The organism is Vreelandella arctica (assembly GCF_037070215.1).
In the GTDB taxonomy this organism is placed as follows: Bacteria; Pseudomonadota; Gammaproteobacteria; order Pseudomonadales; family Halomonadaceae; genus Vreelandella; species Vreelandella arctica.
Map to the genome: position 1 here is coordinate 263,758 of NZ_JBANSN010000003.1, position 20,233 is coordinate 283,990.

Below are 20,233 nucleotides of genomic sequence, written 5' to 3' on the forward strand. Positions count from 1 at the left end.
CACAGCAAAGTTCACCATCATTTATACCATGTCACCCCTGCCGGGGTGGCTGGCACTGGCTCGGCAGGGGTAATACAAGGTTTAGATGGACTTGATGGTGCCTTTAGGCAGTACGGCGGCAACGGCGTTCTTCTGCACGTTAACTTCGGTGCCTTCAGAGATCTCGATGGTCAGGAACTCGTCGCTCACCTTAGTGATACGACCCACCAAACCGCCACCAATGACGATCTCATCGCCTTTGTCCAGATTGGTGACTAGCTGCTTGTGCTGCTTAGCGCGTTTGGCTTGCGGGCGCCACAACAGGAAGTAGAAAATCAGCACGAAGCCGACCAGCATGACGATTTGCGCAATACCACCGCCAGCGGCGGCTTCTTGGGCATGGGCTGGTGAGATGAAGAAATCCAGCATTGTAGAGAGCTCCTGAGTTAGAAAAAGCTTAATTTTTTAAAGGCTTAGGTTTTTAAAAGCTTGGTTCAAAAAACATGGTCAAACAGTTTAAACCACACGCCAAGGCGCGTGGCGATTAATTCGCTAGGTTTTAGGTAGCAAGGGGAGGCACCGGCAGGCCGCGCCGTGCATAGAAGCCTTCCACAAAGGTCGTCAATGTACCCGCTTCAATTGCCGCGCGCAAATCAGCCATCACACGCTGGTAGTAACGTAAGTTGTGGATGGTGTTGAGCATTGAGCCAAGCATTTCATTGCAGCGGTCTAAATGGTGCAGGTAGCCCCGCGAGAAACTCTTGCAGGTATGGCAATCGCACTCTTCATCGAGGGGGCGGGTGTCAAAACGGTGCTTGGCGTTACGAATTTTGACCGTGCCTTCCGAGGTGAACAGATGGCCGTTACGCGCGTTGCGGGTGGGCATCACGCAATCGAACATATCCACGCCGCGACGAACGCCTTCCACCAGGTCTTCGGGTTTGCCGACACCCATTAGGTAGCGCGGCATCTCATCCGGCATCCAGGTGGGCAGGTAGTCGAGCACCTTGATCATCTCTTCTTTCGGCTCGCCGACGGAAAGCCCACCAATCGCCAAACCATCAAAGCCGATCTCCAGCAGCCCTTTGAGCGAGCGTTCGCGCAGCTCAGGGTGCATGCCGCCCTGAATAATACCGAACAGCGCGGAAGGGGAATCGCCATGGGCATCCCGCGAGCGTTTGGCCCAGCGCAGCGACAGCTCCATCGATTTCTCGGCTTCTTCAAACGTGGCCGGGTAGGGCGTGCACTCATCAAAGATCATGACCACATCGGAGCCCAACGAACGTTGAACCGCCATGGACTCTTCCGGGCCCATAAAGACTTTGCTGCCATCCACCGGCGAGCGGAAGTGCACGCCCTGCTCGGTGATCTTGCGCGTCTCACCCAGGGAAAAAACCTGAAAGCCGCCGGAGTCGGTCAGAATCGGTTTGTCCCATTGGGCAAAATCGTGCAGATCGCCGTGGGCTTCAATTACCTCGGTGCCGGGGCGCAGCCACAGGTGAAAGGTGTTGCCCAGGATGATTTCGGCACCGATCTCTTTGACAGAGTCCGGCGTCATGCCTTTCACCGTGCCGTAAGTGCCTACTGGCATAAACGCCGGTGTTTCGACCGTGCCACGGGGGAAGTGGAGGCGGCCACGGCGGGCGCGGCCATCGTCGGCCAAGCGCTCAAAGCGCATAAAGCATTCGTTTCGCATAAAGGTAACTCGTTAATCTCGTTCGTTTGGCGCGACTGGAGCAGAGCAAGCGGTCAACAATTAGCAGTCAGTAACTAGCGGGTCAGCAGCATGGCGTCGCCATAGCTAAAGAACGCATAGCGCTCGGCCACTGCCCGTTGGTAGGCGTGCATGATGGTGTCGTAGCCCACAAAGGAGGACACCAGCATCAACAGTGTCGATTCAGGCAAATGGAAGTTGGTAATTAAAGCATCCACGCAGCGCCACTGGTAACCGGGATAGATAAAAATATCGGTATCGCCACTATAAGGCGCGATCTGCCCGTCGCTACTTTTCATGCAGGCGCTTTCCAGGCAGCGCACGCTGGTGGTGCCCACTGCCACCACCCGCTTGCCGGCTGCCAGGGTCTCGCGCACTTGCTGGCAGGTGGCTTCCGTGACCTCAATCCACTCGCTGTGCATATGGTGCTCAAGGATGTTGTCGACGCGCACCGGCTGAAAAGTGCCCGCGCCTACGTGCAGCGTTACAAAGGCACGGTTAATGCCTTTATCGGCAAGGGCATCTAGCAGCGGCTGATCAAAATGCAGCCCAGCGGTTGGCGCCGCCACTGCGCCGTCACGCCGGGCATAAACGGTCTGATAGCGCTCACGGTCACTGAGTTCGTCTTCGCGGGTAATATAAGGCGGTAGCGGCATATGGCCGTGCTTTTCAAGCAGCGCGATCATCGGCGTATCGCCTAAAAAGCGCAGCTCGAACAGTGCGTCACGGCGGCCTTCCACAATGGCGTGAACGTCACCCTCGAAAATCAGCTCGGTGCCGGGCTTTGGCGATTTACTCGAACGAATGTGCGCCAAGCCGCGGTGGGCATCCAGCGGGCGCTCCAGCAGCATCTCCACCTTGCCGCCGCTGGCCTTATGGCCGTGCAGGCGCGCCGGAATCACGCGGGTGTCGTTAAACACCAACAGGTCGCCCGGCTCAAGAAGCTCAAGCAAATCAGGAAAGCGGCGATGTTCCAGCGTGCCGCTCTGGCCATCCACACACAGCAAACGGCAGTCGCTACGCTGTTCAGAAGGGTAGCGAGCAATTAATTCGTCGGGTAGCTCGTAATGAAAATCCGCGCGCTGCATGGCGTATAACTCTTAGCGTTGATCAAACAGGCGGCATAGGATAGCGCTTTGGCTGCATAAAGTCAGTCAATGTGATTGACCTACCTAGAAATTTACGTATACTACGCACGCATTGCCGGTATGGCGGAATTGGTAGACGCAGCGGATTCAAAATCCGCCGCCTTTACGGGTGTGCCAGTTCGAGTCTGGCTACCGGCACCAAACATTAAAAATCAGGCGCTTAGGCGCCTTTTTTGTGCCTGCGATTTGTGTTTTTCCCTTTCTAAATCCCTGGATGTGTCCACAAAGTGTCAACCGAACATTGTCACTTATCTCCCTATTCTCTCACAACGATCTACCGCCAACTGTTGATAGAGCTCCACTAACTCCACACTCTTGGCATCTTCGTGCCAGCTAGCGGCGTAGGTTTGGGCGCGTTCGGCGAGCTGTTGGCGCAGGGGTTCATTGCCTAGCAGGCGGTTGACCTTGGCGGCGAAGTCGTCATGGGTATCCTCGGCGATCAGGCAGCCTTCTCCCTCTTTTAATACATCCAGCGTACCCATCATCGCGGTGGAAACTACCGGCGTGCCGAGTGCCATCGCTTCTAGCAGGACTAGCCCCTGGGTTTCCGTGCGTGATGCAAATACGAATACATCGGCGGCGCGGTAGGCGGCTTGCAGTGGGCCGTTGCGGTCGAGATAGCCGAGGAACAGTACGGCGTCTGCCACGCCTATTTCTTGGGCGCGTTTGACGAGTGTTTCGTGGGCCGGGCCTTCGCCGGTAATAATTAAACGGGTAGTGGGGTATTCGACTAACACCTGGGGCAGCATATCAATCAGAAAATCGATGTTCTTCTCAAAGGCGGCGCGGCCGACATAGAGCAGCAGCCGTGCATCTGTAGGCAGGTCGTAGTGAGCACGAAAGTCGCTAGCATCCTGGGCTCCTTGGGGGTGGCAAAACGCCTCCAGCGCTAAACCAGTGGCAATGACCATGATGGGTGTCGTTACGCCGTAGTGGGCGAGTGCGTGCTGCATTGCCCGTGAAGGAGCGACCAAGGCGTCGAGCTGCTGGCACTGGTGCACCGAGAGCCTTCGTGCAGCAAAGCGCAGCCAGCGCCGCGGAAGCCAGCGGATATAGTGATGAATGTACTCCTCAAAAAGCGTGTGATAGGTCGCCACCACCGGTAGTCCAAGCCGACGCCCCAGCGCCACGCCAGCATAGTGGGCGGTAAAGGGTGTGTGCACATGAATAAGATCAAAGGTCTCACCTGCCAGTGATGGTGCCAGGGCAAGTAGGTCCCTGTAGCGCATCATGCGGTCTTCAGGGTCGCCGGGCACGCCGCGTGACGGGATACGCAGCACGCCTGGCTCATCCACTTGGCCTACGGGGTAGTCGGGGCAGATCAGCGTGACCGAGTGGCCCAAGCGTTCAAGGGCGCCACGAAAGCTGGCTATGGAAGTAGAAACACCATTAACGCGAGGAAAGTAGACATCCGAAATCATAAGTACTTTCATACCGCCCAGTGGCATCGCGGTTGCGGGTGTCGTCGAGTGAAACAGCGTTAATGCTGATGCCAGCCGCGACTCACGCTCTGCTTCGCGCTGCTGGGTGATGGCGTTGCCATTGGCTAGCTGAGAGAGGGACGCGATTTCTGATTCGCTGAGAGGGTGACTAAGAGGATGGCGTCGGTGCTGTGACATGTTGTTTAGACTCTTATAGCAGCTTACGAACAAGCTATCCTGAGTCCATGACTGGCGCATGACAGCCAGCGCGCTTAGTAAATACCCGTGCACCTTTCCGGCAGAGCGTTAACGCACAGTTGACCGCTTCCTCGCTTTTTATTGCTTAGCCGTTTTATAGTGCTGAAATAGCATTCGATGTACAGACGGTATCCACCATGGCCCTTTTTGAGCTGCATAGCCGCAACTTAGCCCAGGAGCAGGTGGCCCATACCCACGATTTTCATCAGCTTATTCTGGCCACTTGTGGCGTTACGGAGCTTTCGATGGAAGGCCAGGGGGAGCGGGTTACCGCTCGCCGCGGGTGTTTGATTCCTTCGTCGCGCCATCACGAGTACCAAGGGGATGGCAGTAACCGCACCTTGGTGTTGGATATTCCCGTTGCGCATTTGGCGTCGCTTGAAAAGGGCAGTGAGATCGAGCGTCTCTTTGATAAGCCGCGCTTTTTCAGCGTACCCCCTGCGTTAAACCAGCTTACCCACGCCCTGGCGAATCAGCTTGAGCAGTGTCCCGCGCTGCAGAATGAAATCGCGATTCTGTTGTTACGGGCGCTGACCATGTATCTGCATGATGCCTCTCCCACGGCGGTCGGGCAGTTGGGCCAACACTGTATTAGCGAGCGCCTGGATCTTGCTCGTTTGGATGCCTGGTTGGATCAGCATCTTGCCGATGAGATCCGTGTGGAGCAGTTAGCTGCTTTGTGTGCTTTGAGCCCCGGGCACTTTCACAGCTGCTTTCGCGAGCTGACCGGCGTAACGCCGCTAGCCTATGTGCAGCGCAGGCGCTTAGAGCATGCCCGCACCTTGGTTCGCCACAGCACACTCAGCCTGGGGCATATCGCCATGCTGGTCGGCTTTCGCGATCAAGGCAGTTTTTCCCGCGCCTATCGGCGTTATTTCGACCTCTCTCCTTCTTCAGATCGCTAGACCCTCATCGGACCGCTAGTGATAAAATTTTCTTGCCTGCATGACTTGCGGGCAAATCTACCGCAGTGTCGGGCAAGTAATTTGTCGGCGAGCGCACTAGTCTCTGATAATCCCTTTTAAATCAACACAACCTCTTTCAAGGAAAAACACCATGGGCGTTACCTATCAAGACAGCAACGCACGTATGAGCCAAGTGGCGATTCACAACGGCACCGTTTATCTCGCAGGCCAGGTTCCACCTGATGCCACGGCGGATATGCGCGGCCAAACTGAGCAGGTACTGGCGCGTATCGACCAACTGCTAGCCCAAGCGGGTACCTCGAAAGAGCATCTGATTTCAGCGCAAATCTGGGTCACTAGCATGGCGGAGTTTGACCAAATGAACGCGGCTTGGGACGCCTGGGTTGTGCCCGGTCGCCCGCCGGTGCGCGCAGCGCTTGAAGCCCAGCTCGCCAAGTCTGAGTGGAAAGTTGAGATCATGGTGATCGCCGCGCTGCCGGAGGCCTGATATGCGGGTTGTTACTGCCGAAGAGGTCACTCGCCACCTGTCGTGGAATGGCTTGATCAAGCGGCTACACACAACGTTCGTGAACGGCGTGGAGTCTCCTCCACGCCATCACCATGCGATGCACCGGCCCGATGGCGAAGCCACCATGCTGCTAATGCCCGCCTGGGAAGCGGCGGGCTATATCGGCGTGAAAATGGTCAACGTGTTCCCGCAAAACGCCGACCACGGTATCCCAGCCATCTCTGGGCTTTATTTGCTCAGCGAGGGCAAACACGGCCAGCCGTTGGCCTGTATCGATGGCAGCGAGTTAACCCGGCGCCGTACGGCGGCTGCTTCGGCGCTGGCCTCCCAAGCGTTGGCGAATGAGAACGCAGAAACGCTGCTAGTGGTGGGTACGGGCAAGTTGGCGCCCATGGTGATCGAGGCTCACGCCAGCGTGCGGCCCATCAAACGTGTGCTGATCTGGGGCCGTAATCCCAGTAAAGCGGCCGCCATCGCCGATGAATACGCCGAACGCTTTGAGACCCACGTGGTGGAAGATCTGGCGGATGCTGTGGCAGAAGCGGATATCGTCAGTTGCGTGACGCTCTCTACCCAGCCGCTGGTCAAGGGCGAGTGGCTGACGCCTGGCACCCACTTGGATTTGATCGGTGCGTTTCGGCCACAGATGCGTGAAACCGATGCGCTGTGTTTGCGTCGCTCAGAGGTATTTGTAGACACCTACGCCGGTGCCAAAGGCGAAGCGGGCGATATTCTGCAAGCCATTGAAGAGAGCGAATTCCAGTTCGACCAGATTCAAGCGGAGCTTGCTGAGGTGCTCGCAAGGACTAAATCGGGGCGCTCAGGGCCGGAGGCCATCACGCTATTCAAATCGGTAGGCGCTTCGCTGGAAGATCTGGCTGCTGCCATTGAAGTGTGGGAGTCATTGCCTGAATCTACTGCATCATAGCTTCGCTAAGGAATGCGTCCCATGAAATGCTTTTACCACCCCGACCAAGCGTACCACGCGCCACCGACCTTCCTGCTGCGCGGTCAGCCCGTGCCCTCGCCGGAAGGCCCGGTGCGCGCGGAGCTGCTTACCCAGGGGCTAGCAACGGCAGGGCTGACCCTGACCACACCTGCCGAGGCCGATTCGCCTAAGCTGCGCAAGCGCCTGGAACAGATCCATACGCCGCGCTACCTCACGTTTTTGGACACCATTTACGCTCGCTGGCAGGCGCTGCCCAACGCGTCGGAAGTGGTTGCGCCAAACATTCACCCCTGCGGGGGTGGCCACCACTACCCGCGCCACCCGATTGGGCAAGCGGGCTGGCATCTGCATGATATGGCCTGCCCGCTAAGTGCTACGAGCTTTCAAGGCGCGCTGGCCTCGGCGGCTAGCGCTGAAGCGGCAGCAGAAGAGGTGCTGAATGGCGCCTCAACGGCCTATGCATTGTGTCGTCCGCCGGGCCACCATGCCGGGCCGGAGCGCGCTGGGGGCTTTTGCCTGCTGAATAATTCCGCGCTGGCGGCGACCGTGCTGCGTGAACGCTACGGCAAAGTCGCGATCATCGATGTGGATTTGCATCACGGCAACGGCACCCAGGATATTTTTTATTATCGAAGCGATGTGTGGACCGGCTCATTGCACGCTGACCCTAGCGACTTTTACCCATTTTTCTGGGGCGGTGCAGAGGAAGAGGGCAGCGATGAAGGTGTTGGAACCAATGTGAATCTGCCCCTGCCGGTGGGCAGTGATGGCGACGTTTATCTCGATGCCCTGGCGATCCTGATTGATCACCTGCAACGTTATGAGCCGGGTGCCGTGGTGGTAGCGCTCGGTTTAGATGCTCATAAAGATGACCCGCTAGCAGGGCTTACGGTGGAAACCGAGGCATTTGTCGAGGTAGGCAAACGTTTAGCGGCGCTGTCGCTACCCATGGTGATTGTTCAGGAAGGCGGTTACCCAACCGAACATCTAAGCGCCAACCTGACCGCCTTTATGCAGGGTTTTACGGCATGAGCAGAACCGGTTTCTATTGGCACGAACGCTGCTTTTGGCACGACCAGGGCGCGATTGGGGTGTTCTCCGCACCAGGCGAATTCCTGCAGCCCCAGGCCGCTTCGGAAAGCCCGGAAAGTAAACGACGCCTGAAAAATATTCTCGAAGTCAGCGGGCTGATTGATGAGCTGCACGTGGTGAAACCACCCGCTGCTGCGCTTATTGACCTGCTGCGTTTTCACACTCCGCGTTACCTGGATGAACTGCAGGCGGGGGATAAGGCACGCGGCGGCAACGGCGGCGACTGCGCCCCTTATATGCCCGGCAGTTGGGCAGCGGCCACGCAGTCCGCAGGTTTAGCCATCGCCGCCGTTGAAGCCGTGGCAGTGGGTGAGGTGAGTAACGCCTATGCCCTATGCCGCCCGCCGGGACATCATGCCGAAGCCGATCAAGGCCGCGGGTTCTGCCTGCTGGGCAATATCCCCGTGGCGGTGATGCGCGCCCGGGCCTTGGGGCAGGTTAACCGCGTGGCGATACTCGATTGGGATGTTCACCACGGTAACGGTCAGCAGGCAGCGTTTTATAATGAGCCTGATGTGTTGACCGTTTCTATGCATCAAGCGGCCAACTATCCGCTGGAAACCGGCAGTTTTGACGAGCAGGGCGAAGGCGCAGGCCTGGCAGCCAATCTCAACCTGCCGCTGCCGCCGGGCTGCGGCCTGGGTGCCTACGCCTATGCTATGGAAAAACTGGTGTTGCCCGCGCTTGAGGCGTTCAAACCTGACATGATCGTGGTGGCCTGCGGTTACGACGCCTGCGCCAAAGATCCCTTAGGCAAGATGTTGCTCAATAGCCAAGCCTTCGCCACCATGACCGCCCAGCTAAAAGCCCTGGCCGAGCGCTGCTGCGAGGGCAAGCTGGTGTTCGTCCATGAAGGCGGTTATTCAGAAGGCTATGTACCGCTCTGTGGCCACGCGGTGATCCAGACTTTGTCAGATACCCAGATTGCCGTGCCCGACCCGCAAAACGATGAAATTGCCGCTTGGGGCTATCAGGCCCTGCAACCGCACCAGCAGTCGTTGATAGACGACTGGTGCCAACAGTGGGAGCAACGCAAACAATGACACCGCTTTATGACCGCGATGGCTGGATCTGGCAGGACGGTGAATGGCTGGAGTGGCGCGAGGCCAGGGTGCATGTCTTCACCCACACCTTGCACTATGGCATGGGCTGTTTTGAAGGTGTGCGCGCCTATGCTGGCCCTAGCGGCACGCATCTATTTCGTGCAGCTGAACATACCCGCCGCTTGGCAGAAAGCGCCCATTCGCTGGATATGCCGCTGCCGTTTAGTGAAGCGGAACTGATCAATGCCCAGCGCGAGTGCCTGACCAAAAACGGCCTGAGCAATGCCTACCTGAAGCCTACCGTGTTTTTTGGTGCGGAAGGTTTAGGACTACGTGCCCAGGGGCTGACGACCCATGTGATGGTGGCCGCGTGGGATTTAGGCCCCTACATTTCGCCTCAGGCCGCCACCCACGGTTTGCGCGCGCTAACCTCTTCCTGGGCGCGCCACCACGTCAATATCAGCCTCTGTCGGGCGAAAACCAATGGCCACTACGTCAACTCGATACTGGCGCTGAATACGGCGATCAAGGCCGGGTTCGATGAAACCATCATGCTCGACCCGGAGGGCTATGTAGCCGAGGCCTCGGCGGCGAACGTCTTTTTGTTGCGCGATGGCGTGCTGCACACCCCAGAAGTGACCTCCTGCCTGCAAGGCATCACCCGTGATAGCGTGATTCAGCTAGCGCAAAAAGTGCTGGATATTGAAGTGCGCGAGCGGCGAATTACCCGTGATGAGCTCTACACCGCTGATGAGGCGTTCTTAACCGGCACCGCCGCCGAAATACTCCCGCTTCGCGAGCTGGATGGCCGCAGAATTGGCGGGCGCGCGGGCGCACCACCCGCCAACGAACCCATCAGCCAAGACAGCGTGACGGCGCAACTGCAGGGCTTATATCGTCAGGCGGTGCGCGGCGAACTGAATGATTTCAGGCATTGGTTAACGCCTTAGGGTTATTGTGGCAGGCAATCAGCATGCCCCGGTGCGAGGGCAGGTTTCCGCGAGGGCGCTGTGAACCCGTCCATGGGCGCTACTTTCGCCATCCATGGGCGAAAGACCCTCGCTCCAACCTGCCCTCCCACCTACTGATCAAATTTACCAACTGAATCAGGCGTGTTCTTTAATCGCCTGTTCGAGAGCGTTCAATCTCCCCGGTTCCAGCGCTGCTTGTACCGCCGTAATACGTATCACATTGGCAAGTTCTGGGTGTGTCAGGCGCGTGACTAATACGCCTTCGTCGAGCAGCTGCTGATGTACCTCGGCGGCGAGTTCGGCGCTGGGCAGGCGAATGCCGATGAAGTTGGTGGCGCTGGGGAGCACGTCGGCACCCAGTGCGCGAAAGTGCTCAGCCAGCTGCTCACGACGGGCTTTTACGTCGGAAACGTGTTGTTGCACTTCGTCAGGGTGATCGAGCACCACTTCCGCAGCGGCCAGAGTCAGTGACGAGACCGCGTAGTGAATACGCACCTTCATCATCATTGCCAGCACTTCAGGGTCGGCGATGGCATAGCCAATGCGCAGGCCCGCTAGACCGTGAGCCTTGGAGAGCGTGCGCAGGCGAATCACTCCCGGTATGGCTTTGGCAGCGAAATCGCTACCCGCGTCATCACGGAAATCCCCATAGGCTTCGTCTAACAATAGCCAGCAGGTGTCAGGCAGCGCCTCGCGCAGCTTGAGGATGGCGCTGTCGCTGTGCAAATGGCCGCTGGGGTTATCCGGGTTGGCCAGATACACCAGCCGCGCGTTCTCCTGATGTGCCGCTGCGATAAGTGCTTCCAGATCGGGGGCCAGCACACCGGGCGCCTCAAAATAGCTGGGCTCGATCAAACGGCAGCCCTGGCCTTTGGCAAAATAGCCCAAGGTGGGGTAGGTGCCGGCGGTGCTCACCACGGTGTCGCCCGGTTCGCAGGTGGTGCGCAGCGCCAGGGCGATTAAGCTATCGGCACCGGCATCCACCAGCATCGTTTCCAGCGCAATCCCCTGCTGCGCGCTCAGGCGTTGGCGCACCCCTAGCGCTTCGGAATCTCCGTAGCAGTAAACGTGTTCAGCCAGGGCATCGCCAAAGTGGTCGCGCAGGGCAAGGTGAGGCATGTCCAGACCTTCGTTTGAGCCCAGCCGATGGGGGATCTCTCGGCCAAGTCGACGCTCCAGCACCTTAATGCCCGGAAACGGATTAACAGGGCCTTCACTCAGTAAGTGGTTGGGATAAGGGGGCGTGCTTTGAGAAGGCATAACGATTCCTAAAAACGATTTTCAAATCAGTAGTAACGATTAACGTAGCGCGTTTATTTAACGCACTCTTATTTAAAGTACTTTACCGGGATTTAACAGATTAAGCGGATCGAGCGCCTGCTTGAGCGACTGCATCAGTGCGATCTCGGCGCTGGAGCGACAGGTGCTCAGCCAGGGGCGTTTCTCCAGGCCAATGCCGTGCTCGGCAGAGACCGAGCCGCCCAGTGCGGCCAGCGGTTGATAGACCATCGCTTCCACTTCACGGCGCACCTCGACTTCAGCGCTCCCCACGCTAACGGAGATATGCAGGTTGCCATCGCCCAGGTGGCCAAAGACCACCAAACGCGCCTCGGGCCAGCGCTGGGTTAGCTGCGCTTCCAAGGCATCGGTGTAGCGCTGCATATCGGCAATCGGCAGGCTGACATCGAAGGTAAGCACCGGCGCCATGCCCTTGACCAGCCCCTCGATATCTTCACGAATCGCCCAAAGCCCATCGCGCTGGGTAGTCGACTGCGCAATCACCGCATCGACAATCAGCTCGTTCTCTAATGCACTTTCTAATGCTTCGCTGAACTGAGTGGCATTGCGCTCGGCATCGCTGCCCAGCGACTCGATAATTACATAAAACGGATGCTCGGTGGCAATCGGCGGAGTGTGGCGGTCCAGGGTTTCAGTGAGCAACCGGTAGTGATTTTGCCACATCACTTCAAACGCACCCAGGCTGCCGCCGAGCGCTTTGCCCATATGGCTGAGTAGCCCGGTTAACGCCTCAAACGAAGGGCAGGCTACCAGCGCCGTTTGCTCGCTGGGCGTCGGCGGCTGCAGGCGTAGCACCGCGCGGGTCACGATGCCCAGGGTGCCTTCGCTGCCGATGAATAGCTGCTTTAAATCAAAACCGGCGTTGTTTTTCAGCATGCGGTTCAGGGAACTGACCACCCGGCCATCCGCCATCACGGCCTCCAGGCCAAGTACCTGCTGGCGCATCATGCCGTAGCGAATTACCCGAACGCCACCGGCGTTGGTGGCGATATTGCCGCCAATCGTGCAACTGCCCCGAGCACCTAGATCCAGCGGGAACTGCAGGCCGACCTCTTTCGCGGCTTCCTGAACCCGTTGCAACGGTGCCCCGGCCTGCACGGTGAGGGTGCCGCCTACTTGATCGATCTCTTCGATGGCGGTCATGCGTTCCAGCGAAATCACCAGCTCATTCGGGCTCGCTTCTGCACCGTGAACCAGGCCGGTGAGGCCGCCGTGAGTCACTACCGGCTGTTGCACCTCATGGCAGGCACGCATCACCGCGGCGACTTGTTCAGTATCCGCCGGGCGAACAATCGCGCCTGCCTGGCAGGGCGCGCCGGTCATCCAGTCCACGCGGCGGCTATGCACATCGTCGCCGGTCAATACGTGGGCCGGGCCTACAATAGCGCGCAGCGCTTCCAGGGTTATTTGCATGTGTTTTCCTTAGCCTATCTTGTCCGTTCGATAAATCATGCTGTCGCCGCCACCGGCGCTTCGCGACCGGGAATCGCCTTTAGCAGATCCTGGGTATACGCCTCTTTTGGGGCGAGGAAGATCTGCTCGGCGCTGCCCTGCTCGACGATGCGGCCATTCTGCATGACCACAATGCGGTCACAGATATGCGCGGCGACGCGCAGGTCGTGCGTGATAAATAGCAGCGAAAGCGAGAGGCGCTGTTTTAACTCTTCTAGAAGTTCCAGCACCTGGGCCTGAATCGAAACATCCAGCGCCGAGACGGCTTCATCCGCCACGATCAACTCAGGATTAAGCGCCAACGCTCTGGCAATCCCGATACGCTGACGCTGGCCGCCGGAAAACTCGTGAGGAAAGCGTTCCACGGCGCTGGCGCCCAAACCGACCATATCGAGCAGCTCGCCTGCCTGTTTAAGCGCCGCGGCTTTGGGCGTGCCGTTGGCAATCGGCCCCTGGGCAATCGCCATGCCCACTTTGGTGCGTGGGTTGAGCGAAGCGTAAGGGTCTTGGAAGATCATCTGCACCCGGTGGCGCTCTCGGCGCAGTGCGTCGCCTTTCAGCTGGGAAAGGTTCACCCCATCCAGCAGCAGCTCGCCGCTGTCGGGGTGTTCCAAACGCACCACGCAGCGTCCGAGGGTAGATTTCCCCGAGCCGGATTCGCCTACGATGCCTACGGTTTCACCCCGCGCCAAGGTGAGCGATACATCCTCAAGGGCGCGCACTTCGCGAGAAGGTTTAAGGAACCCGCCCCGGGAGCGAAAGACCTTATTGAGCTGCTTGATCTCCAGCAGCGGGGCGACTTGGCTGGTTTCACGGTGGGGTGGCACCGCATTGCTGGGAATCGCGGCAATCAGCGCTTGGGTATAGGCGTCTTGAGGATTCTCAAGCACCGACTTGGCGTCACCCAGCTCGACGATCTTGCCGTGGCGCATGACGCAAACGCGATTGGCAATTTCGGCCACCACGCCAAAGTCGTGGGTGATAAACATCACCGACATGCCGCGCCGCTGCTGAAGGTCGCGAATAAGCTCCAGAATCTGCGCTTGCGTGGTGACATCCAGCGCGGTGGTGGGCTCATCGGCAATCAGCAGAATGGGCTCCAGCGCCAGCGCCATGGCGATCATGACCCGCTGGCGCTGGCCGCCGGAAAGCTCGAACGGGTAGGCGCGAATGGCCTTCTCCGGCTGTGGAATGCCCACTTCGATCAACAGTTCCAGGGCGCGAGCCTGACGCTCTTTGGGGGTGAGCTGGCCGTGGGCTTCGAACACCTCGGCAATTTGCGCGCCGACTCGCATCAGCGGGTTAAGGGCGGTCATTGGCTCCTGGAAGATCATGCCAATTTTTAGCCCGCGCAGGGCGCGGTGCTGCTTTTCCGTCAGGGCGAGCAGGTCCTGCCCCTCGAACAGTATCTCGCCATGGGTGGCGTTCACGCCCTTGGGCAGTAGCCCCATTACCGCGTTGGCGGCCATCGATTTACCGGAGCCGGACTCGCCGACTACGCACATGATTTCGCCGCGCTTTACCTCGTAGCTCACATCCTCCACCGCCAGAGCGCGATCCGCGCCTTTGGGGAGCGCAATATTAAGGTCGCGAATGCTGAGGACGGTGTCAGCCGATGGATTCTCTGTAATAGGCATATAAAGTCCTTAGCGCTCGCGTGATAGTTTGGGGTTCAGTGCGTCGTCTAACCCTTCACCCACCAGGTTTAACGCCAAAACGGTGAGCAGAATCGCCACGCCAGGGAAGAAGCTTAGCCACCACGCCTGACGAATCACCGTGCGCGCAGCGCCGATCATGTAGCCCCAGGACATCACGTTAGGGTCGCCCAAGCCGAGGAAAGACAACGCCGACTCCAGCAAAATCGCGGTGGCCACCATGAGCGATGCCAGCACGATAATCGGCGACAGCGTGTTGGGCAGAATCTGACGCAGAATGATCGTGCTGTTGGACTGACCAACCAAACGCGCCGCTTCCACGTATTCTCGGTTGCGCAGCGACATAAACTCGGCGCGCACTAAACGCGCTACCGGTGGCCAGCTGACAATCGCAATCGCCAGCACAATCGAAGTGATACTGGGCTGCATAATGGCCACCAGCACAATCGCCAGCGCGAAGTTGGGAATGGTCTGGAAGAACTCGGTAAAGCGCATCAATACATCATCGATGATGCCGCCATAGTAGCCAGCAATGGCACCCAGCGGCACACCGATCAAGAGCGCCACGCAAGTGGAAACCAAGCCAATCAGCAGCGATACCCAGGCGCCGTGCATTAAGCCCGAGGCCACGTTGCGGCCCATGGTGTCGGTGCCAAGCGGAAAGCCATCTTGCGAGAGCGGCGGCAAAAAGGGCCGTTGCACCATGCGCCAGGGCGATTCAGGAAACAGCAGCGGCGCCAGTATCGCCATGGCGATAATCAGCAGCAGGATGATCAGCCCGACGAGGGCGCCACGGTTTTGCGCGAAGCGTGCGAAAAAGCTCATGCGGCCCCCTTTTTGATGCGTGGATCAGCCAGGCTGTAGACCAGATCGGTGATGATATTGAAGACGATGACCAAGGCCGCTGAGAAGAAGAAGATGCCCAGCAGCAGGTTGTAGTCACGCTGCTGCAGCGCTTCGAACATCAACCGACCAATACCGGGCCAAGCAAACACGGTTTCGGTCAGGATCGCGCCGCCGACCATCTGCCCCGCCTGGAGGCCTGCTAACGTGATGATCGGCAGCAGGGCGTTTCGCAACACATGGCGGCGCTGAATAATGCTGGGCTTCAAGCCTTTGGCGCGGGCGGTTTTGACGTAATCCTGCTGCGCGGCGTCCAGCATTGATGTGCGCGTCATGCGGGTGTAAATCGCCATAAAAAATAGCGCTAAGGTGGTCGCCGGGAGCACCAAGTGCTGGGCAACATCAAGCACCAGCGCAAACCCCGTGTGGCCCGCTCCCACGGTGTAAAGCCCGTAGGCGGGCAGCCAACCCAGGTAGACCGAGAACACCACCACCGACATCAGCGCGACCCAGAACAGCGGCGTGGCGTAGAACACCAGCGCCAACGCCATAATGATGGAGCCGGAAGGTTTTTTAACCCTTGCTGCAGCCATTGAACCTGCGACGATACCGAGTACCAGCGAGAGCACGAAAGCGGTGCCGGTGAGCAGCAGGGTGGCGGGCAAGCGATCCATAATCAGATCAAACACCGGAACGCCCAAGCGGTAGGAGTAACCAAAATCGAGTACGGCGATACCTGATATATAGCGCCACAGCTGAACGTACATCGGCTGATCGAGCCCAAAGCGCTCGCGCAACTGATTAAGAAACTCCTGATCCGCGGCACCCGCTTCACCGGCCAGAATGGCAGCCGGGTCACCGGGGGCCAGCTGAATCAGCAGAAAGTTAAAAATAACGATTAAAAACAGCACAATGACGGCTTTGAAAAGCCGCATTAGGATTAGGCGCGCGTAAACCATAAGTCGTTTCCTGGCTAATACCTTCAAGACATGGCTGAAAAACCCAGGTAGCTCGCGCTACCTGGGTGGCTTGGGTTTAGCGGTCTAGCCAAGCATCTTTAAAGCCGTCGTTAACACCCACGCCGGAGGTGACCAGGTTTTGAACATCACAGCGATACAGGGTTGGGAAGCCCAGCTCCATCAGCCAGCCAACCGGCACGTCTTCGTGCAGGATTTCCTGTACTTCGCGGTAAAGTTTTTCGCGCTCTTCGTCAGGGTAGGCCGTGGCGGCCTCGTTGAAGAGTTCGTCGACACGCTCGTTTTCATAGCCTTCCACGTTATTCCAGGGCGAGCCCTTGGCAATGTTGTCGGAAAGGTAGGTGCGTGAAATACCCAGTGCCGGGTCGCCGTACTGGTAAAGATAGGTGAAGGCGAGATCGTAATCCCAATCGCCCAGGCGCTGGTTCCAGCCGCCCACATCGGTGGCTTGGGTTTCGACATTGATGCCTACTTCGCGCAGGTTCTGCTGCACGGCTTCGGCCCAGCGGGTCCATGTTTCGCCGTAGGGCAGCGGCAGAATGGTGATCTCTTCACCGTCGTAGCCCATTTCATCCAGCAGCTCGCGGGCGCGATCCGGGTTGTAGTCGTAGGGTTCCAGATCATCGTTCTGGAAGCGCGCATTGGAGCCAAAGGCGGAGAGCGGGACATTGCCCAGGCCGTTCCACAGCACATTTTTGGCGAACTCGCGATCCATGGCGTACATCACCGCCTGACGGAAGCGTTTATCCGCGGTGGGGCCTTCGCGATTGTTCATCCACAGCATGGCAAAGGGGCTGAAGTACTCGTGGCCCTCTTCGGTCATGCAGACGTTATCCATTTCGGCCAAGCGGGGAATATCGAAGTTCTCGACGGTGCCACTGGGCAGTACATCAATGGTCTCGTTCTCGAACGCCACTGCACGGGAAGCGCCGTCAGGAATAACGTGCCAATTCACGCCGTCCAGGTAGGGCAAGCCCTCTTCGTAATACTCTTCGTTCTTGACCAGCTCGATGACGGTGCCGCGTTCCCAGTTGTCGAACTTGAACGGGCCAGTGCCAATGGGGTGATCATTGTGTTCGTTGTTGCGGAAATCGGTACCCGCGTAAAGGTGTTCGGGCACCATGGTAAAGGTGCCTGCTTCAAACGAGAGCAGGAAAGGGCCGAAGGGTTGCGTCAGGGTAAATACAACGGTGTGATCGTCAGTGGCTTCGATGCTTTCCACGTGCTGTAGCACGGCGCGGGCGCTTGGGTTCAACTCGCGGTGGAAGACATCGGCGGAGAACACCACGTCTTCGGCGGTAAAGGCTTCGCCATCGTGCCAGGTAACGCCTTCACGCAGGTGAAAGGTGTAGGTGCGGCCATCGTCACTGACCTCCCACGACTCCGCCAGTTGCGGCATGGGTTCAAGGTCGGTGGAGTAGCGCAACAGGCCTTCGTAGATGTTGCCCGAGACGGTGCGTGTAGGGGCGTTCTGAACCATGCCTAGCACTAGGCCGGGCGGCTCCGGCTGGATAATGGTGTTAACCACACCGCCCTCTTTGGGGTCATCGGCCAGGGCGGCGGAGGTGAAAGCAAGTGCTGCAGCGGAAATAGCCAAAGCTAAAGGTTTTTTCATGTTTCCTGCTCCTCGGTTATTAGCACGTAATGGGTTTACGTAGTCGTTAGGCGAGCGAGGCGTGGCGTGTTAGGCCCAGTTGTGTGGGTTGTTGGGGGCCTTTTTGAACCTTGCACTTTGAACTTAGCAGCATGTGGCAAAACTGTCGACAGTCGGCAATCGTTCGTCGACAAATGGTTATTTTTCGTCATACTTAAGGAAACGCGCCACACCCCACGAGTAAATTTTATGGCCTTATCAACGGCGGCTCCCAGGCCCTTAATCCAGCAGCAGAACCTTGTCGAGCAGGTGGCTGACTATTTGACCCAAGCGATTATTCAGCAACACTTTTTACCCGGCGAACGGCTTTCGGAAGTACAGCTTTCCCGTGACTTGGGCGTTAGCCGCGCACCGGTTCGTGAGGCCGCGCGCTTGCTGGAAAGCCGTGGCTTATTGATCTCCAAACCTCGCCGCGGCTTCTTTGTCCGCGCGTTGAATACCGTTGAACTCGAAGATGTGTTTGATTTGCGGCTATGCCTTGAGCGTCATGCAATTCAGCGCTTAACGGAGCGCTATACGCCGGAAGCCCAGCGCGCGCTTAAGCAGCAGGTTGAGGTGCTCTGTGAGGCAGCAGCCGGTAACGATGGCACCCGTCGGATTGAAGAGGACCTGCAGTTTCACCGCCTCATGCTGCACTACGCCGGCAACGAGCGACTGTTGCGCGCGTTTGACGACCTGACCCATGAACTGCGCCTCTGCATCACCCTGATTACCAAAACCCATGAAGCCCCCGACACCATCGCCACCAGCCACTTTAAGCTGCTCGACGCGCTGGATAGTGGTAGCCCGGCCGCCTGCCGTGAGGCGATTGACTACCACATAGGCGTTGCCCGCAAATTCGTGGTGAAGGGTGTGGGCGAAACCGGAGATAGTTCTGATGAAAATAGTGCCGATGAAGACGTTCTTCCACGCTGACCAACTGCTTCATCAGCCGCAAACCTACTTCTCCCGCGGAAAGATGCGCACGCCCCAGGAAGTGCCGGAGCGCGCCACACAACTGCTGGCAGCGGCCAAGCGGATGAACTTCGATGTTCAAGCACCCGGCGATTATGGCGTGGGCCCATTGAGAGCGGTGCATTCACTGCCCTATCTGCGCTTTCTCGAAAGTGCCCACCGGCGCTGGCATGCCCTTGGGGAGGACTGGGGTGAAGAGGTGATCTCCAATATCTTCGTGCGTTCGCCCAACGCCCTGCGCGGCATCTTGGCAGAAGCTGGGCGTTATCTGGCCGACGGTAGCGCCCCGGTGGGCCAGTACACTTGGCAGTCTGCTTATTGGTCCGCGCAAAGTGCGGTCGCCGGGGCAGAGGCTCTGATAGCCGGTGATCGATTCGCCTATTCGCTATCGCGCCCGCCGGGCCACCACGCGGGCATCGATTCCGCCGGTGGCTTCTGCTTTCTCAACAATGCTGCGATTGCCGCACAGCATCTTAAAACGCGCTACCCGCGCATCGTCGTGCTCGACCCCGACATGCACCACGGCCAGGGCATTCAGGAAATTTTCTATCAGCGCGACGATGTGCTGTATATCTCGATCCACGGTGATACCACCAACTTCTACCCGGCGGTCACCGGCTTCGAAGATGAGCGCGGGCAGGGCGCAGGGCTGGGTTATAACCTCAACCTGCCAATGCCCCATGGATCAAAGGAGTCGGTGTTCTTTGACCGCCTGGAAGAAGCCTGCCAGGTCATCCGCCTGTTCGAGCCGGATGCGATTGTGCTGGCGCTAGGGTTTGATATCTACGAACTCGATCCGCAAGCCAAAGTCGCCGTTTCTACCGCGGGATTCGCTGAGCTTGGCCGCAAAGTAGCAAGCCTGAACATGCCCACGCTAGTTGTGCAGGAGGGCGGTTACTACCTGGAAGGGTTGGAAGCCAACGCGGTGAGTTTCTTTGAGGGGTTGGTGGGCAGAGTAGAAAGTAATAAAGATTAAGCCAGTATTTCCAACCCCTTTTCCGCCACTAGGTTCAGCAACTTAAGCGAAGGGCCATTGGGTTTCTTCTGGCCTTGTTCCCACTTCTGAACCGTGGATATGCTGGTATTCAGATAGGCCGCGAACACGCCTTGGCTGGCATGATTCTTAGTGCGAATCCGCTTGATCTGTATTGCTGTGTACTCTGTGACGGGTGGCAGGCAGAGCGCATCGAACTCGCGCAGCGTGGTTTCTTTCATCACACCAGCTGCGTGCAGGTCTTGAGCCGTTTCATGCACCATATCTAAAATGGATTTATCCATCTCTTTCTTCCTCAATTATTCAAAGCATATACCAAGAAGGTGGGCTGTAGTGGGAGGCAACTCACAAGATATTCTTGTTGGATCAGCGTGGAAGTTAGCGTGAAATTAATCG

Annotated in this window: 19 protein-coding genes and 1 tRNA gene; 9 read left to right on the forward strand and 11 right to left on the reverse strand. The window is 58.1% G+C overall.

The annotated features are described in order from the left end of the window. Window positions 1-81: 81 nt before the first annotated feature. From yajC to queA, 3 genes are all read right to left on the reverse strand, one after another. Window positions 82-408: a preprotein translocase subunit YajC gene (gene yajC / locus V8L70_RS04295; RefSeq protein WP_007111584.1), complete on the reverse strand. Its 327-nt coding sequence runs from the start codon at window positions 406-408 to the stop codon at window positions 82-84. Window positions 409-538: 130 nt separating this feature from the next. Next, entirely contained in the window at window positions 539-1,657 is a 1,119-nt protein-coding gene (gene tgt, locus V8L70_RS04300) for a tRNA guanosine(34) transglycosylase Tgt (RefSeq protein ID WP_008959754.1), read from the reverse strand. A gap of 92 nt (window positions 1,658-1,749) precedes the next feature. After that, window positions 1,750-2,781 (reverse strand): tRNA preQ1(34) S-adenosylmethionine ribosyltransferase-isomerase QueA, encoded by a 1,032-nt coding sequence (gene queA / locus V8L70_RS04305; RefSeq protein WP_336268963.1) that lies wholly within the window; start codon window positions 2,779-2,781, stop codon window positions 1,750-1,752. A gap of 114 nt (window positions 2,782-2,895) precedes the next feature. On the opposite strand from queA, the gene V8L70_RS04310 reads away from it, so the two are divergent. Beyond that, window positions 2,896-2,982: transfer RNA gene (locus tag V8L70_RS04310), tRNA-Leu, on the forward strand. 107 nt (window positions 2,983-3,089) lie between these two features. On the opposite strand, the gene V8L70_RS04315 is transcribed toward V8L70_RS04310, so the two are convergent. Next, a complete protein-coding gene (locus tag V8L70_RS04315; protein WP_101147306.1) occupies window positions 3,090-4,460 on the reverse strand; it encodes a glycosyltransferase in 1,371 nt (456 codons plus the stop codon). 197 nt (window positions 4,461-4,657) lie between these two features. Here V8L70_RS04315 and V8L70_RS04320 point away from each other — a divergent pair, with 197 nt between their 5' ends. The 6 genes from V8L70_RS04320 to V8L70_RS04345 all read left to right on the forward strand — a co-directional run bounded on the left by V8L70_RS04320 (window position 4,658) and on the right by V8L70_RS04345 (window position 9,988). Beyond that, window positions 4,658-5,425, forward strand: a complete 768-nt coding sequence (locus tag V8L70_RS04320; RefSeq protein ID WP_101147305.1) for a helix-turn-helix transcriptional regulator — start codon at window positions 4,658-4,660, stop codon at window positions 5,423-5,425. A 151-nt stretch (window positions 5,426-5,576) separates the two neighbouring features. Further along, window positions 5,577-5,933 carry a RidA family protein gene (locus tag V8L70_RS04325; protein ID WP_101147304.1) on the forward strand — a complete coding sequence of 119 codons (357 nt, stop codon included), beginning with the start codon at window positions 5,577-5,579 and terminating at the stop codon, window positions 5,931-5,933. 1 nt (window position 5,934) lies between these two features. Further along, a complete protein-coding gene (gene lhpI / locus V8L70_RS04330; protein WP_101147303.1) occupies window positions 5,935-6,882 on the forward strand; it encodes a bifunctional Delta(1)-pyrroline-2-carboxylate/Delta(1)-piperideine-2-carboxylate reductase in 948 nt (315 codons plus the stop codon). A gap of 21 nt (window positions 6,883-6,903) precedes the next feature. Continuing rightward, the gene (locus V8L70_RS04335; RefSeq protein WP_101147302.1) at window positions 6,904-7,935 is read left to right on the forward strand and encodes a histone deacetylase family protein; all 1,032 of its coding nucleotides are present in this window, start codon (window positions 6,904-6,906) and stop codon (window positions 7,933-7,935) included. Continuing rightward, complete coding sequence (locus V8L70_RS04340; RefSeq protein WP_101147301.1) at window positions 7,932-9,038, forward strand: class II histone deacetylase; 1,107 nt, start codon at window positions 7,932-7,934, stop codon at window positions 9,036-9,038. The genes V8L70_RS04335 and V8L70_RS04340 overlap by 4 nt, the downstream gene beginning before the upstream one ends. Continuing rightward, window positions 9,035-9,988: a branched-chain amino acid transaminase gene (locus V8L70_RS04345; protein WP_101147300.1), complete on the forward strand. Its 954-nt coding sequence runs from the start codon at window positions 9,035-9,037 to the stop codon at window positions 9,986-9,988. Before V8L70_RS04340 ends, V8L70_RS04345 begins: the two co-directional genes overlap by 4 nt. Window positions 9,989-10,144: 156 nt before the next feature. Here V8L70_RS04345 and V8L70_RS04350 read toward each other — a convergent pair whose 3' ends face one another. From V8L70_RS04350 to V8L70_RS04375, 6 genes are all read right to left on the reverse strand, one after another. Continuing rightward, window positions 10,145-11,269, reverse strand: coding sequence for a pyridoxal phosphate-dependent aminotransferase (locus V8L70_RS04350; protein WP_101147299.1), 1,125 nt, complete (start codon window positions 11,267-11,269; stop codon window positions 10,145-10,147). A gap of 72 nt (window positions 11,270-11,341) precedes the next feature. Then, window positions 11,342-12,721 (reverse strand): FAD-binding oxidoreductase, encoded by a 1,380-nt coding sequence (locus V8L70_RS04355; protein ID WP_101147298.1) that lies wholly within the window; start codon window positions 12,719-12,721, stop codon window positions 11,342-11,344. 35 nt (window positions 12,722-12,756) lie between these two features. Continuing rightward, the gene (locus V8L70_RS04360; RefSeq protein WP_101147297.1) at window positions 12,757-14,397 is read right to left on the reverse strand and encodes an ABC transporter ATP-binding protein; all 1,641 of its coding nucleotides are present in this window, start codon (window positions 14,395-14,397) and stop codon (window positions 12,757-12,759) included. A 9-nt stretch (window positions 14,398-14,406) separates the two neighbouring features. Then, window positions 14,407-15,240 carry an ABC transporter permease gene (locus V8L70_RS04365; protein WP_101147296.1) on the reverse strand — a complete coding sequence of 278 codons (834 nt, stop codon included), beginning with the start codon at window positions 15,238-15,240 and terminating at the stop codon, window positions 14,407-14,409. Continuing rightward, on the reverse strand, window positions 15,237-16,217 hold the full coding sequence (locus tag V8L70_RS04370; protein ID WP_101147295.1) for an ABC transporter permease: 981 nt from the start codon (window positions 16,215-16,217) through the stop codon (window positions 15,237-15,239). Before V8L70_RS04370 ends, V8L70_RS04365 begins: the two co-directional genes overlap by 4 nt. 76 nt (window positions 16,218-16,293) lie before the next feature. Next, window positions 16,294-17,850, reverse strand: a complete 1,557-nt coding sequence (locus V8L70_RS04375; protein WP_101147294.1) for an ABC transporter substrate-binding protein — start codon at window positions 17,848-17,850, stop codon at window positions 16,294-16,296. A gap of 228 nt (window positions 17,851-18,078) precedes the next feature. Between V8L70_RS04375 and V8L70_RS04380 the strand changes: the two genes are divergently transcribed. Continuing rightward, complete coding sequence (locus V8L70_RS04380; protein ID WP_101147293.1) at window positions 18,079-18,804, forward strand: GntR family transcriptional regulator; 726 nt, start codon at window positions 18,079-18,081, stop codon at window positions 18,802-18,804. Next, complete coding sequence (locus V8L70_RS04385) at window positions 18,782-19,819, forward strand: histone deacetylase family protein (RefSeq protein ID WP_336268972.1); 1,038 nt, start codon at window positions 18,782-18,784, stop codon at window positions 19,817-19,819. The genes V8L70_RS04380 and V8L70_RS04385 overlap by 23 nt, the downstream gene beginning before the upstream one ends. Here V8L70_RS04385 and V8L70_RS04390 read toward each other — a convergent pair. Next, window positions 19,816-20,121 carry a helix-turn-helix domain-containing protein gene (locus V8L70_RS04390; RefSeq protein WP_336268964.1) on the reverse strand — a complete coding sequence of 102 codons (306 nt, stop codon included), beginning with the start codon at window positions 20,119-20,121 and terminating at the stop codon, window positions 19,816-19,818. The genes V8L70_RS04385 and V8L70_RS04390 overlap by 4 nt on opposite strands. Window positions 20,122-20,233: the final 112 nt, after the last annotated feature.

What these genes read in the sequence shown, in the direction of transcription:
- yajC (WP_007111584.1), bottom strand. Translation starts at nt 408, where the DNA reads ATGCTGGATTTCTTCATCTCACCAGCCCATGCCCAAGAAGCCGCCGCT.
- tgt (WP_008959754.1), bottom strand. Translation starts at nt 1,657, where the DNA reads ATGCGCTTTGAGCGCTTGGCCGACGATGGCCGCGCCCGCCGTGGCCGC.
- queA (WP_336268963.1), bottom strand. Translation starts at nt 2,781, where the DNA reads ATGCAGCGCGCGGATTTTCATTACGAGCTACCCGACGAATTAATTGCT.
- V8L70_RS04315 (WP_101147306.1), bottom strand. Translation starts at nt 4,460, where the DNA reads ATGTCACAGCACCGACGCCATCCTCTTAGTCACCCTCTCAGCGAATCA.
- V8L70_RS04320 (WP_101147305.1), top strand. Translation starts at nt 4,658, where the DNA reads ATGGCCCTTTTTGAGCTGCATAGCCGCAACTTAGCCCAGGAGCAGGTG.
- V8L70_RS04325 (WP_101147304.1), top strand. Translation starts at nt 5,577, where the DNA reads ATGGGCGTTACCTATCAAGACAGCAACGCACGTATGAGCCAAGTGGCG.
- lhpI (WP_101147303.1), top strand. Translation starts at nt 5,935, where the DNA reads ATGCGGGTTGTTACTGCCGAAGAGGTCACTCGCCACCTGTCGTGGAAT.
- V8L70_RS04335 (WP_101147302.1), top strand. Translation starts at nt 6,904, where the DNA reads ATGAAATGCTTTTACCACCCCGACCAAGCGTACCACGCGCCACCGACC.
- V8L70_RS04340 (WP_101147301.1), top strand. Translation starts at nt 7,932, where the DNA reads ATGAGCAGAACCGGTTTCTATTGGCACGAACGCTGCTTTTGGCACGAC.
- V8L70_RS04345 (WP_101147300.1), top strand. Translation starts at nt 9,035, where the DNA reads ATGACACCGCTTTATGACCGCGATGGCTGGATCTGGCAGGACGGTGAA.
- V8L70_RS04350 (WP_101147299.1), bottom strand. Translation starts at nt 11,269, where the DNA reads ATGCCTTCTCAAAGCACGCCCCCTTATCCCAACCACTTACTGAGTGAA.
- V8L70_RS04355 (WP_101147298.1), bottom strand. Translation starts at nt 12,721, where the DNA reads ATGCAAATAACCCTGGAAGCGCTGCGCGCTATTGTAGGCCCGGCCCAC.
- V8L70_RS04360 (WP_101147297.1), bottom strand. Translation starts at nt 14,397, where the DNA reads ATGCCTATTACAGAGAATCCATCGGCTGACACCGTCCTCAGCATTCGC.
- V8L70_RS04365 (WP_101147296.1), bottom strand. Translation starts at nt 15,240, where the DNA reads ATGAGCTTTTTCGCACGCTTCGCGCAAAACCGTGGCGCCCTCGTCGGG.
- V8L70_RS04370 (WP_101147295.1), bottom strand. Translation starts at nt 16,217, where the DNA reads ATGGTTTACGCGCGCCTAATCCTAATGCGGCTTTTCAAAGCCGTCATT.
- V8L70_RS04375 (WP_101147294.1), bottom strand. Translation starts at nt 17,850, where the DNA reads ATGAAAAAACCTTTAGCTTTGGCTATTTCCGCTGCAGCACTTGCTTTC.
- V8L70_RS04380 (WP_101147293.1), top strand. Translation starts at nt 18,079, where the DNA reads ATGGCCTTATCAACGGCGGCTCCCAGGCCCTTAATCCAGCAGCAGAAC.
- V8L70_RS04385 (WP_336268972.1), top strand. Translation starts at nt 18,782, where the DNA reads ATGAAGACGTTCTTCCACGCTGACCAACTGCTTCATCAGCCGCAAACC.
- V8L70_RS04390 (WP_336268964.1), bottom strand. Translation starts at nt 20,121, where the DNA reads ATGGATAAATCCATTTTAGATATGGTGCATGAAACGGCTCAAGACCTG.